12 protein-coding genes and 1 riboswitch are annotated in these 13,317 nt (G+C 62.4%); of the genes, 1 reads left to right on the forward strand and 11 read right to left on the reverse strand.

What is annotated here, in order from left to right; all coding sequences use genetic code 11:
• Positions 1-66: 66 nt before the first annotated feature.
• Positions 67-1,071: a low-specificity L-threonine aldolase gene (ltaE, locus tag NPS46_RS14305; protein WP_274108216.1), complete on the reverse strand. Its 1,005-nt coding sequence runs from the start codon at positions 1,069-1,071 to the stop codon at positions 67-69.
• Positions 1,072-1,289: 218 nt separating this feature from the next.
• A riboswitch (FMN riboswitch) is annotated at positions 1,290-1,459 on the forward strand.
• Positions 1,460-1,593: 134 nt separating this feature from the next.
• Here ltaE and NPS46_RS14310 point away from each other — a divergent pair.
• Positions 1,594-2,100: a 6,7-dimethyl-8-ribityllumazine synthase gene (locus NPS46_RS14310; RefSeq protein WP_274108218.1), complete on the forward strand. Its 507-nt coding sequence runs from the start codon at positions 1,594-1,596 to the stop codon at positions 2,098-2,100.
• 60 nt (positions 2,101-2,160) lie between these two features.
• On the opposite strand, the gene astE is transcribed toward NPS46_RS14310, so the two are convergent.
• The 10 genes from astE to NPS46_RS14360 form a co-directional block, all read right to left on the reverse strand.
• Positions 2,161-3,171: a succinylglutamate desuccinylase gene (gene astE, locus NPS46_RS14315; RefSeq protein ID WP_274108219.1), complete on the reverse strand. Its 1,011-nt coding sequence runs from the start codon at positions 3,169-3,171 to the stop codon at positions 2,161-2,163.
• Positions 3,172-3,188: 17 nt separating this feature from the next.
• A complete protein-coding gene (locus NPS46_RS14320; RefSeq protein WP_274108540.1) occupies positions 3,189-3,476 on the reverse strand; it encodes a topoisomerase II in 288 nt (95 codons plus the stop codon).
• Between the two features lie 62 nt (positions 3,477-3,538).
• Positions 3,539-4,885, reverse strand: coding sequence for an N-succinylarginine dihydrolase (gene astB / locus NPS46_RS14325; RefSeq protein WP_274108221.1), 1,347 nt, complete (start codon positions 4,883-4,885; stop codon positions 3,539-3,541).
• Between the two features lie 134 nt (positions 4,886-5,019).
• A complete protein-coding gene (gene astD, locus NPS46_RS14330) occupies positions 5,020-6,489 on the reverse strand; it encodes a succinylglutamate-semialdehyde dehydrogenase (RefSeq protein ID WP_274108223.1) in 1,470 nt (489 codons plus the stop codon).
• The gene (astA, locus tag NPS46_RS14335) at positions 6,486-7,523 is read right to left on the reverse strand and encodes an arginine N-succinyltransferase (protein WP_274108225.1); all 1,038 of its coding nucleotides are present in this window, start codon (positions 7,521-7,523) and stop codon (positions 6,486-6,488) included. The genes astD and astA overlap by 4 nt, the downstream gene beginning before the upstream one ends.
• Positions 7,524-7,593: 70 nt before the next feature.
• Positions 7,594-8,610, reverse strand: coding sequence for an arginine/ornithine succinyltransferase subunit alpha (aruF, locus tag NPS46_RS14340; RefSeq protein ID WP_274108227.1), 1,017 nt, complete (start codon positions 8,608-8,610; stop codon positions 7,594-7,596).
• Positions 8,611-8,743: 133 nt separating this feature from the next.
• Positions 8,744-9,964, reverse strand: a complete 1,221-nt coding sequence (locus NPS46_RS14345; protein WP_274108229.1) for an aspartate aminotransferase family protein — start codon at positions 9,962-9,964, stop codon at positions 8,744-8,746.
• Positions 9,965-10,294: 330 nt separating this feature from the next.
• On the reverse strand, positions 10,295-11,278 hold the full coding sequence (gene argR / locus NPS46_RS14350) for a transcriptional regulator ArgR (protein WP_274108230.1): 984 nt from the start codon (positions 11,276-11,278) through the stop codon (positions 10,295-10,297).
• Between the two features lie 127 nt (positions 11,279-11,405).
• Positions 11,406-12,170, reverse strand: coding sequence for an ABC transporter ATP-binding protein (locus NPS46_RS14355; RefSeq protein WP_274108232.1), 765 nt, complete (start codon positions 12,168-12,170; stop codon positions 11,406-11,408).
• 32 nt (positions 12,171-12,202) lie between these two features.
• Positions 12,203-13,315, reverse strand: a complete 1,113-nt coding sequence (locus NPS46_RS14360) for a succinylglutamate desuccinylase/aspartoacylase family protein (protein WP_274108234.1) — start codon at positions 13,313-13,315, stop codon at positions 12,203-12,205.
• Positions 13,316-13,317: the final 2 nt, after the last annotated feature.

Below are 13,317 nucleotides of genomic sequence, written 5' to 3' on the forward strand. Positions count from 1 at the left end.
TCGGCCCTTCGCCTTGGGTACAGCGTGTTTATACGATAGAAACGCTCAATTGGACGGCCTGCAGCCTCATTGGCCGGAAAACTCGGCAAATACCGCCACAATCCGCTCGATCTGCTCACGACGGATGTCCAGATGCGTCACCAGGCGCAGGCGCGCGGCGGCACTGAGCTTGATGCCGCGCTCGCCGGCAAAGGCCTTGAGGGCCTCGGCCCGTTCGCCCAGCTGGACGTAGACCATATTGCTCTGCACCGGCTCGACCTCGTAGCCCAGCGCTTCCAACTGCAACGCCAGCACGCGCGCATTCTCATGGTCCTCAGCCAGCCGCTCGACCTGGTAGTCCAGCGCGTACAAGCCCGCCGCCGCCAGGATACCGGCCTGGCGCATGCCACCACCGACCATCTTGCGCAGGCGCCGTGCCTTGCCGATCAGCTCGGGGCTCGCGCACAGCACCGAACCGACCGGCGCGCCCAGGCCCTTGGACAGGCAAACCGAAACCGAGTCGAAATGCTGGGCAATCTCACGGGCATCCACCCCCTGGGCCACTGCCGCGTTGTACAGGCGCGCACCGTCGAGGTGTAGAGCCAGTCCCTGTTCACGGGTAAAGCGGCGTGCTGCTGCCAGGTACTCCAGTGGCAACACCTTACCTTGCATGGTGTTTTCCAGGGCCAGCAGGCGAGTCCGGGCGAAATGGAAGTCATCCGGCTTGATCGCTGCGCGCACCTGGGCCAGGTCCAACGAGCCATCCGCCTGAACATCCAGGGGCTGGGGCTGGATCGAGCCCAGCACCGCCGCACCACCGCCTTCGTACTTATAGGTATGCGCCTGCTGCCCGACGATGTATTCATCGCCACGTTCGCAGTGGGCCATCAGCGCCAGCAGGTTACTCATGGTCCCGGTGGGCACAAATAGCGCCTGCGCAAAGCCCAGGCGGGCGGCCAATTCGGCTTCGAGGCGGTTGACGGTAGGATCTTCGCCATAGACGTCATCCCCCGTTTCTGCGGCCGCCATGGCCTTGAGCATTCCCGGGGTGGGTTGGGTCACCGTGTCGCTACGCAGATCGATAAAACTCATGAAACAGGCCTCAATTAGGGGACGCGAACGTCGATTTCACAGCAGAACTTTGCGTGCAATCAAGCTTACTGCGGGCACAGGCACGCGTTATCAAGCCCCACTGCGGGAATTGCGGCCAGCGAGCGGCCTACAAAAAAACGATGGGTATTATCCAAAAGCAGCCATCGCCGCCCTGAAAAATTTGTGTTACAAACTCAGCGCCGCCAGAAGGCTGGTGGCAACGTTCTCAGGGCGGGGTGCAATTCCCCACCGGCGGTAATTGCGCGCAATGCGCATAGCCCGCGAGCGCTTGCAGGGTCGCAAACTCAGGTTTTCGATCAAGCAAGGTCAGCAGACCCGGTGTGATCCCGGGGCCGACGGTCATAGTCCGGATGAAGAGAGAACGGGATTGGCGCCAAAGGGCCGTCTTCGGACGAATCGTGCAAGCACGGGTTAAGTGCTGCTCGTTTCGACTCGAACGTACCCTTAAATCCCATTCGATTCATAACGCCCTGTTTTTCACACAAACAGGAGTCAGAACAGATGCAACCTACCGCAATCGATAGCAAGAAAGGTCACCATCACGAGCGCATCGCCTTTATCCAAGCCTGCTGGCACAAGGATATTGTTGATCAGAGTCGCCTGGGTTTCGTATCGGAAATGGCCACATTGGGCTATCAGGAAAGTGATATCGACTTCTTTGAAGTCGGCGGCGCATTTGAAATCCCGCTGCACGCCAAGCTGCTGGCCAAGTCGGGGCGCTACAGCGGCATCGTCGCCGCCGGCCTGGTGGTCGATGGCGGGATCTATCGCCATGACTTCGTGGCGACCTCGGTCATCAACGGCCTGATGCAGGTCCAGCTGGAAACCGAAGTGCCGGTATTCTCCGTGGTCCTGACCCCGCACCATTTCCATGCGGGTGAAGAACACCAGAAGTTCTTCTTCGACCACTTCGTGCACAAAGGCCAGGAAGCTGCTCGGACCTGCGCCGACACCCTGCAGAAAACCCGCGCCCTGCGCCGTGTCGAAACACGGGCAGTAGCGGTTTAAGCACTGCAACGGCTCGCGCCTACAGATGACTCAGCGCTGTAGGCGCGAACCGGCTAACGATCAGACCAATGCGGCGCCATTGTCCGGCACCACCAGTATCCCTGCGCGCAAACCATTCTTGACCTTGGGGTTGGGGAAAATGATGCGTGCGCCCTCCTCCTCGACAACCCAGCGCGTCTGCGCCAGGTCTTCGGCCAGCAAGTAGCCTTTGGGCAACTCGGTGAAGTTCTCGATATCTGCCGGCAAGTGCAGATGGAAGGCATCGCTGTGCTTGATGATTTCCCGCGCCACGCTAAACAGCTGCAAGCCGTGCAGCGGGTTATCGCCCAACTCGGGCTCACAGCCCTCGATGATCTGCTTGAGGCGCAGCTCCAGACGCGAAACGTCGACGCCTTCGTTCTGCCCGAACGGCCGGGCCTTGCCCAACTCCAGGGTAAAAGCTTCGGCACCCAGTTTGTCGTAGGTGTAGGCACTGAACACGATGGACGGTTTGTTCTGCAGCAGCACCGCTTCCATGCCCCCAGCCCGCAGCCGCGCCAATTGCAAACGCGAATGGGCCCGGCCCGGAGCATAAGGATAGAGCGCAAACTGCTCGATCTTCGAACCCCGAATGGCCGTGTGCAGGTCGTAGTGCAGGCGCTCGCGCTCGGGCAGGCTGAAGAAGGTGGCCGCCAGGCGCTCCAGCTCACAGGCGCGCAACGCCTCGCTGCCGCTGCTGTGTTCGTGACGGCCGTTGAACAGCCGATTGACGTCCTGATCGATATAGCGCTCGCCGCGCCGCATGGCCTCGGGATTGCCGAACAGGAACAGAATACGGGCCCGGGGCTTCAAGTCACCGCGGGCAATGTCATGCAAAAGTCGATCAAGCAGCTCGATGGGAGCTGTCTCGTTGCCATGGATACCGGCCGACAACAGCAGGTCCAGGCCATTATCACGAGCGTCGGGCGGGCGTACTTCCAGCGCGCCCTCGCTCAGCCAGCGCATCCGCACGCCTTCGACAGTCAGTTGAGTCTTCTCGGCCGGTTCGCGACCGGCGAGGGTCAGTTCAAGCAGTTTGCCGAGGGCGAGCATGGCGAGGCATTCCTTTATCAGTGATCGTGGGCGCAGTCAGGACCGTGCACGTGCTCATCGTCACCGGCATCGGCCGGCTCCATTTCCAGCTGCAGGCTGACCAGGTTGGTCGCCAATGGGCGCAGCAGCAGGTTGGCGTACTCGGCATCGCCTTCTTCGACGTCCACGCCGATCAGCAGTTGGCCGCGGCCGTCGTGTTGAATCCACAGCTCTTTGCCCTGCCAGATAACGGCAACGCGCGTGCAGGAGGTTTCCAGTTGAGTGCCGTCGGTGTCTTCAAGAATCAGTTGCAGGGTATCGCTCATAGTCATGCTCTCATCTGGGAATTGAAGCTGCGCCTCGGCCCTGTTCGGGTCGAGGCCGCGGCTCAGTCGATCTGGAATGGATAAACCGCGCCCAGTTTAAGGATTTGCGTCAATTCATCCAGTGCCGTCCGGCATTCGACCAGCAATTGCGGGTCGGCCAGGTCGGTTTCGCTCAGGCTGTCGCGGTAGTGCTTTTCGACCCACTGGGTCAGCGTGGCGTAGAGCGGTGCCGTCATGATCACGCCCGGATTGACCGCCGCCAGCTCGGTTTCCTTGAGCGCCACGCGCAAGCGCAGGCACGCCGGGCCACCACCGTTCTGCATGCTTTGCTTGAGGTCGAAGACCTTCACCTCGCGGATCGGGCCGCCCGCAGCCAGCAGCTCCTGCAGATAGCTCCAGACGCGCGGATTGCTGCGGCACTCCTCGGGCACGATCAACAGCATCGAGCCATCGTCACGGCTCAACAGTTGGCTGTTGAACAGATAGGAACGCACGGCGTCCTCCACGGCCACCTGGGCGCGTGGCACGCAGATCGATTGGAAATTGCCGCCGCGCTTGGCCAGCTTGGCCTGCAACTCAGCGAGCATGGGTTCGGTATTGAGGAAGGCGTCCTCGTGATGGAACAGCAATTCGCCGTTACCCACCGCAATCACATCGTTGTGAAACACGCCCTGGTCGATCACGGCCGGGTTCTGCTGGGCAAAGACCACGCCATCGGCGCTCAGGCCGTGCAAGCGGGCGACGGCCTGAGACGCTTCGAGCGTCTGGCGGGCCGGGTACTTTTGTGGCGCGGGGTAGCGCGTGTCGAAGGCGCTGCGGCCGAAGACAAAGAACTCGACCCCCGCTTCACCGTAGTCACGGCAGAAACGGGTGTGGTTGGCGGCCCCTTCATCGCCAAACTGGGCCACCGCCGGCAGCGCCGCGTGATGGGCGAAATGCCGGGTATCCGCGAACATCGCCGCCAGTACGCGGCTGGTGGTCGGGTGCTCGATGCTGCGGTGGTATTTGCAATTGAGGTTGGCGGCGGTGAAATGCACGCGACCATCGGCAGTATCGGCGCTTGGGCTGACCGTACCGGCATTGGCGACCCACATGCTCGACGCCGAGCAACTGGCGGCCAGCAACGGCATGGCGTCCCGGGCGGCCTGGGCAATCACCTGGGCATCGCTGCCGGCAAAACCGAGGCGGCGCAGACCGGCAACATCAGGGCGTTCCTGGGGGGCAAGCACACCCTGGACAAAGCCCATCTCCATCAGCGCCTTCATTTTCGCCAGCCCTTGCAGCGCCGCTTCCTTGGGGTTGGACGCCTGCTGGCTGTTGCTCTGGGACGCGACGTTACCGTAGGACAGACCGCCGTAGTTATGGGTCGGGCCTACAAGACCGTCAAAATTGACTTCATAGGATTTCATCGGCGAGGCTCCACGAAAATCTGTTGTTATAGGTATCAATAGCTAAACGAAGCTGGAGATTCGCGAGCCGGCGGGCTCCTACAGGCACCCTGCCCCTCTTGTAGGAGCGAGCCGGCTCGCGAGCCTTACCCGAATTACCCCAGGCTGACACCCGGCGTCAGCGTGGCTGGCACTGTCAGGCTTGGGCTTTCCAGCGAGGCCACCGGGTACGCGCAGTAGTCCGCCGCGTAATAGGCGCTGGCACGGTGATTACCCGACGCCCCGACCCCACCAAATGGCGCACTGCTGGCAGCGCCAGTCAGCTGTTTGTTCCAGTTGACGATCCCGGCCCGGCTTTGCAGCCAGAACTGTTGATAGCGCTCTGCCGAATCCGACAGCAAGCCAGCGGCCAACCCATACTGGGTGGCGTTGGCCTCGGCAATCGCCGCATCGAAATCCGCGTAGCGAACCACCTGCAGCAGGGGGCCGAACAACTCTTCATCGGGACGTTCGGCCACGGCACTGACATCGAGAATCCCCGGCGTCAGCAACGCAGCACCGGCCTGCGGCTGGGTCATTTCCAGCAGGGCCACGGCGCCCTTGGCCAGGAGTTGCTGCTGTGCATCCATCAAGGCCTTGGCGGCGCCCAGGGAGATGACCGAGCCCATGAACGGTGGTGGCTGGCGGTCGAACTCGCCCACCTCGAGGGTGCGGCTGACCGCCACCAAGCGGGCCAGCAGCGTATCGCCCCAGGCACCTTGCGGCACCAGCAGCCGACGGGCACAGGTGCAACGCTGGCCGGCCGAGATAAAGGCCGACTGGATAATGGCGTACACCGCCGCATCCAGATCCTCGACCTGATCGACCACCAGCGGGTTGTTGCCTCCCATTTCCAGGGCCAGGATCTTGTCCGGACGCCCGGAGAACTGTTGATGCAACAAATTGCCGGTCCGACTGGAGCCGGTAAAGAACAGACCGTCGATCCCCGGATGGGCCGCCAGGGCGATCCCGGTTTCACGAGCACCTTGCAACAGGTTCAGCACACCCGCCGGCAAGCCCGCCTCGATCCAGCACTTGACTGTCAGCTCAGCGACTTTCGGCGTCAGCTCGCTGGGCTTGAACAGCACCGCATTACCGGCCAGCAGCGCCGGGACGACATGCCCATTGGGCAGATGCCCCGGAAAATTGTAGGGCCCGAATACCGCGACCACGCCGTGGGGTTTGTGCCGCAGTACGGCGGTGGCGTCACCCAGCGGGCCGCTCTTCTCGCCGGTACGCTCGCGGTAGCTTTGCACGGAGATGGCGATCTTGTTGACCATGCTGGTCACTTCCGTTGCCGACTCCCACAACGGCTTGCCGGTTTCCTCGCCGATGCAACGGGCCAGTTCGTCGGCATGTTGTTTCAGGCTCGCGGCAAAGGCTTCGAGCACAGCAATACGCTCGTCCAGCGAACGCGTGGCCCAGGCGGGAAAGGCCTGGCGCGCTGCCTGCACGGCAGCGTCAACCTGGGCCGCGGTAGCGCCTTTGCCGGACCACAGCACGTGCTGGGTCACCGGGTTCAGCGATTCAAAGGCTTCGCCCTGACCGTCTTGCCAGGCTCCTGCAATGTACAACGTGCTCATCAATTCGACTCCCGTGGGGCAACTGGCTGGGCGGACAACGGCACCGCACGCACCTGATCCCCGGCATTGAGTTGTAGACGCTTGGCGGTCAAGGGATCGACCACCAGCGTACCGGCCGCCAGACGCGCCGGTGCAGCGGTGATCCGGCAGTCTTCGCGCTTGCGGTTATGGATCAGGAACGGGGTGGCATCATCGCCCGGCGTGCCAATGGCCAGCACCAGCGCCTGGCTGTCGCGCACCGCGCGGATCTTGCTGGTCTCGCATTCCACCGCCGGGCCGGCGTCGAAGATATCGACATAGCCCTGGTAGCTGAAACCTTCGCTCTTGAGCATGGCCAGCGCTGGCTCGGTGTCGGTATGGACCTTGCCGATCACGGCGCGCGCGTCCTCGGAGAGGAAGCAGGTATAGAGCGGAAACTTGGGCATCAGCTCGGCGATAAAAGCCTTGTTGCCGACACCGGTCAGGTAATCGGCCTGGCTGAATTCCATTTTGAAGAAGTGCCGCCCCAGGCTTTCCCAGAACGGCGAACGGCCCGCAGGATCAGACATACCACGCATCTCGGCGATGATCTTGTTGCCGAACAACTGCGGGAACTCGGCGATAAATAGCATCCGCGCCTTGGCCAGCATCCGGCCATTGAGGCCGCTGCGGTAATCGGCGTGCAGGAACAGCGAGCACAGCTCCGAGTTGCCGGTCAGGTCATTGGCCAGGAACAGCGTCGGGATTTCGCGGTAGATATTGAGTTCCTGGGAAGCGCTGACCGTCAGCCCCACCCGGAAGTTGTACCAAGGCTCACGCAGGCCCACGGCTCCGGCAATCGCAGAAATACCGACGACCCGGCCGTTGTCGTCTTCCAGCACGAACAGGTAGTCCGCATCGGCACGCTCGGCTTCACCCCGAAAGGTCTTCTCCGCCCAGCCCACCCGGTGGGTCAGGCGTTCTTCGTTGGCGGGCAAAGTGGTCAAGCCGGTGCCAGTGCTGCGCGCCAGCTCGATCAGCGCGGGTAAGTCGCTGCTGCGTACGGGACGAACGATCATGCTATCTCCTCAAGCGGGCACCCCCGGGGCACCACGCGAAACTCGCTGCTTTCCAGGCTGGGACCAGCCGTTAAACCGCCACCAGGCGGACGCTGGCACCCTCGCCGACGCCCAGGGCCTCGGCGGCTTCAAGATCCAGGGTGACCGGCTTACCCGGCGCCCAGTCCAGTTCGAGCAAGACCGCGCGGTAGTCCTGCAACTGCCCGTTGGCGACCAGGTACTGGCGTCCACCTTTGCTCAGTTCACCGAGCTTCACCGGCACCACACGGCTCTGGGCGATCGAGCGGATGCCCGAAACCCGTGCATGCAGGGTCGGCCCGCCATCGAAGATATCGATGTAATGATCGGTCTCGAAGCCTTCGCGCATCAGGATATCGAAGGTGATCTGCGCCCGCGGATGGACCTGGCCCATGGCTTCCTGCGCGGCGTCCGGCAGCAACGGCACGTAGATCGGGTAGTGCGGCATCAGTTCGGCAAGAAAGGTCCGGCTCTTCAGGCCGCACAGACGCTCGGCCTCGGCATAGTTGAGGTCGAAGAAGTTGCGGCCGATGGCGTCCCAAAATGGCGAATCGCCATTTTCGTCGCTGTAACCGACGATCTCGGTCACCACCGAGTCGGCGAACCGCTCCGGGTGGCTGGCGACAAACAGCAGGCGGCCGCGGGAGTTGAGCTCGGACCAGCTCGACCCGACCAGCTCCGGGACCACGTAGAAGCTGGTCAGCAGGCTGTTGCCGGTCAGGTCATGACACTGCGACAAGACATGGATCTTGTTGTGGATCTTCAGCTCGCGCGAGGCATGCACAAAGGTCTCGTTACGAAAGCTGTAGAATGGTTCCGAGTAACCGGCCGACGCCACAATCGCCGAGCAGCCGACCAGCTTGCCGCTGGTGCTGTCCTCGAGTACGAAGAAATAGCTTTCCTCGCCATTGAAGCTGACTTCGGCCGCGAACGAAGCTTCCGACGCTGCGATCTTGTCTCGCAGGCGCTCGGTATCGTCCGGCAAGGAAGTGACACCAATCGGACTATCCGCAGCCAGACGCTGTACCTCGCCCAGATCAGCCATTTGCGCGGGGCGCATCACCAGCATGGTGTCACTCCTTTTCAAGCAGGTCGGCCACATCAGCCGACACAGGGAAAAAAATACCGGGCATACCCGGTACAGAAAATAGGTCTCGACGCCAGCCCTGACAGGCCGGCGCCGAGTGGCACCGCCGACCGAATCAGGCCTGGGTGAGCTTCGCTACGGCGCGCTCGAAGCGGTCCAGGCCCTGCTCGATATCGCTGTCCTCAACCACCAGGCTTGGTGCGAAACGCACCACGTCCGGGCCGGCCTGGAGAATCATCAGGCCTTCTTTCTCCGCCGCGTTGAACACGTCCTTGGCCTTGCCCTTCCAGGCGTCAGCCAGCACGCAACCGAGCAGCAGGCCGAGACCACGCACTTCGCTGAACAGGCCGTACTTCTCGCCGATCTGCAGCAGGCGGGTCTTGAACTGGTCGTGCTTGGCCTTGACGCCATCAAGCACCTGCCCAGCATTGATCACATCGAACACCGCGTTGCCGACGGCGCACGCCAATGGGTTGCCGCCGTAGGTGGTGCCGTGGGTACCGACGACCAGGTGCTTGGCCAGCGCTTCAGTCGTCAGCATCGCACCGATCGGGAAACCACCGCCCAGGCTCTTGGCGCTGGTCAGGATGTCCGGAGTGACGCCGTAGTGCATATAAGCGAACAGCTCGCCGGTACGCCCCATGCCCGTCTGGACCTCATCGAACACCAGCAACGCGTTGTGCGCATCGCACAGCTCGCGGGCGCCCTGCAGGTACGCCAGTTCGGCCGGCAGCACACCGCCTTCGCCCTGGATCGGCTCCAGGACCACCGCACAGGTCTTGTCCGAAATCGCCGCTTTCAATGCAGCCAGATCGTTAAACGGCACATGGGTGATGCCGGTGATTTTCGGGCCGAAGCCGTCGGAGTACTTCGACTGGCCACCGACGTTGACGGTGAACAGCGTGCGACCGTGGAAGCTGTTGAGCGCCGCGATGATTTCGTACTTCTCTTCGCCGAAACGGTCGAAGGCCACGCGACGGGCCAGCTTGAAGGCGGCTTCGTTGGCTTCGGCGCCGGAGTTGCAGAAGAACACGCGCTCGGCAAAGGTGGCGTCGACCAGTTTCTTGGCCAGGCGCAGGGCCGGCTCGTTGGTAAAGACGTTGGATACGTGCCACAGGTTATTGGCCTGTTCGGTCAGGGCGCCGACCAGCGCCGGGTGCGCATGGCCCAAGACGTTCACGGCAATCCCACCGGCGAAATCGATCAGCTCCCGACCGGTCTGATCCCAGACTCGCGAACCGGCGCCGCGTACCGGAATAAAGCCGGCGGGGGCGTAGTTAGGCACCATTACCTGGTCGAAATCGGCGCGTTGCACCGGAGCTTGCTCAACGGACATCGGAGTCTCCTGAAGAGGAACGCCTGCCTGAAACTGGCGAGCGATGGGGGGGATTGTAAGGACAGATCCAGGCTGGGCCTTGCCGCCAAGCGACAACTTCTTATAGCGCAAAACCGCGGTTTACCTGGGTTTACGGCAATGCGACAAATACCGTCGCAAAGGCGCAGTTTAAACCGCTTAAGGGGATGAGCGGCAGGGTCTGGCGGGATTTGATTTAACGGCCCAGGTAGCACAATCGCCCACTTTTAATGCAGACGCACGCCCTTCGCGCCGGCACCGGCGAACTGAACGGATCGCCAGCCAGCGCGATGCTGCAAAAGGAGTAGAGGCTTAACCGCGTTCGGCCGGGACCGATGACAGCTCGAACGGGCTGCTGCTGCGACGCTGGTTACGGTCTTCGCGCGGCGTCGCGCCAAAGAAATTGCGGTACGCGCTGGAGAAGTGCGGCCCCGAGGAAAAACCGCAGGACAGCCCGATCTGGATAATCGATTTGCTGGTTTGCATCAGCATCTGCCGCGCCTTGTTCAATCGCAACTCCAGGTAGTACTGGCTCGGCACACGATTGAGGTATTGCTTGAAGATGCGCTCCAACTGCCGACGGGACACGCAGACATGCTGGGCAATTTCGTCGGTGGTCAAAGGCTCTTCGATATTCGCCTCCATCAGCAGCACGGCCTGAGTCAGCTTGGGGTGGCTGGACCCCAGGCGATTCTGCAATGGGATACGCTGGCGTTCGCCGCCTTCGCGGATCCGCTCGACCACCAGTTCTTCCGAGACCGCGCCCGCCAACTCGGCACCATGGTCGCGCGCCAACACCGCCAGCAGCAAATCCAGGACCGACATCCCGCCGCAGGCCGTCAGGCGATCACGGTCCCAATCGAACAGATGGCTGGTAGCAATGACTTTAGGAAAGCGCTCGGCAAAATCATCCTGCCAACGCCAGTGCACCGCGGCCCGATAACCGTCGAGCAGGCCCAGCTGTGCCAACGGATACACCCCAGCCGACAGACCACCAATCACACAGCCGGCCCGCACCAGTTGCTTGAGCGCACTGCCCAGCGGCGTGGCCAGGGTGGCCGGCGGTTCGTCGGCCAGTAGAAACAACTTCTGACACCCTTCCAGCTTCCCCGCCCACGGTTCTCCCGGCAGTTGCCAGGCGCCCCCTTCCAGGGGCGGCTCGGCCTGGAGAAACAGCAGCTCATAGGACACGTCCGGATGCACCCGCTGAGCAACACGCAAGGCCTCCTCGGCCAGCGCCAGCGTCAAGGCTTTAGTGCTGGGCCAAATCAGGAAACCAATTCGATGGGCAGTCATGGGCGGGCAATCCGAAACAAAAACAGGATGAAAGGGCCGAGCGCAGCCATTACCACCATAGACCAGGCCGCGCGCGTGGCGCAGCATGACCTATTTTGGTGCATAGCGGCAGCACGAACCGCGACAATTACTTCAGGCTACCCGACAGAAATTGCTGCAGGCGCTCGGACTGCGGATTGACCAGGACTTCGCGTGGATTGCCGCGCTCTTCCACGACACCTTTGTGCAGAAATACCAACTGGTTGGAGACTTCACGGGCAAAGCCCATTTCATGGGTTACCACAACCATCGTCCGACCTTCCTGAGCCAGCGCCTGCATGACCTTGAGCACGTCCCCCACCAGCTCGGGATCGAGCGCCGAGGTCGGCTCATCGAACAGCATGACTTCCGGCTCCATGGCCAGCGCCCGGGCAATCGCCACGCGCTGCTGCTCGCCGCCGGACATATGCCCCGGATAGGCATCCTTGCGGTGGGACACGCCGACTTTCGCCAGGTAGTGTTCGGCCTTTTCCAACGCTTCCTTTTTCGACAGCCCGAGCACGTGCACCGGCGCCTCGATAATGTTCTCCAGGGCCGTCATATGCGACCACAGGTTGAAATGCTGGAACACCATGGACAGGCGCGAGCGCATGCGCTGCAACTGCTTGGGATCGGCCGCCTTGAGCGCGCCATCCTTGTTCGGCACCAGCTTCAACTCTTCGTTGTTGAGCAGGATCTTGCCGGCATGGGGTTGTTCGAGCAGGTTGATACAGCGCAGGAAAGTACTCTTGCCGGAGCCGCTCGAGCCGATGATGCTGATCACATCGCCAGCGGCGGCCGCCAGGGAAACACCCTTGAGCACTTCGTGACTGCCATAGCGTTTATGCAGGTCTTGGACTTCAAGCTTGTACATGCGGTCGGTTCTCACAAAAGCGGTCAGGTCAGTCAGTCGTTGAGCAGGCGCCCGTGGCGCAGAGGCTCGCGCCCCGCCACCTTGGCCAGCCAGAAACCGGGTTGGGCATAACGTAGCCGTTCAACGGCAAACAACACGCCGGCGGTGCCGGCACAGACCGTGCTGACACGGTCGGACAAAGGATCGATCACCTCGAACAGCGGCTCACCCACCGCCACCCGCGCGCCCGCCGGCTGCAGGAAGCTGATCACACCGGGGTGCGGGGCAAAGAGCAGCTCGGTACCTTCGAAGGGCAGGCCTTCGCAAGGCTCATGGGCTGGCGCCGGCCAGTCACCCAGAATCAAGCCCTGCTCGGCCAGAAATGCCAGGATACCTTCAGCATGGGTCCGAGCCTCGGCGCGACCGGTATCGGCCTGCCCGCCCAACTCCAGGGTGGTTGCCAGGCAGGCCAGGGGAATCTGCGCCTCGGGAAACCGGCGAGACAGCTGCAGCCAGGGCAGCGAGCAAGCCTCATCGAACGAACTGCCCCCCGAATCTTCGGCCAGCAACGCGACCTGCATATTCAGGTGCGCGGACAGAGAACGCCACTGAGGCCAATGCTGGGGCAACGCATACATATGCAGCGCCGCCTCGGCATCGCAATGCAGGTCGAGCACCACATCGGCGTCACAGGCATGGGCCAGCAGCACACGCTGCAGGCCCTGCAACGAACTCACCGGGGCTGGCAAGGCGGCAAGCGCCTCGCCCATGGCCTGGCGAATCAGGTGGATATTGGCATGTGGATCGTCACCCAACCGCCCCTCGACAGCGCTCGCCACCGGCGTACTCAACTCGACGAAGTCGCGATTGAAGTTTTTCCCACTGCCGAATTCGAAGCGCCCCTGATGGGCACCCTGCAACAATTGGTCAAGCCCCAGGGGGTTGGCCACCGGCACCAACTCGATCACGCCATTGAGCAGGCCCTGCGCTTCCAACTCCAGCAGACGCTTCTTCAGCTCCCAGGCCGTGCGCACCCCCGGCAACTCGTCGGCATGCAGGCTGGCCTGGATATAGGCCTTGCGCTCGCCCTGACCAAAGCGGAACACCGTCAAGTGGCGCTCGCTGCCCAGGCTACTCCAGGGCAGCGGATGATCGATGCGCTCCATGC

It is taken from the genome of Pseudomonas putida (assembly GCF_028682395.1).
Classification (GTDB): Bacteria; Pseudomonadota; Gammaproteobacteria; order Pseudomonadales; family Pseudomonadaceae; genus Aquipseudomonas; species Aquipseudomonas putida_AB.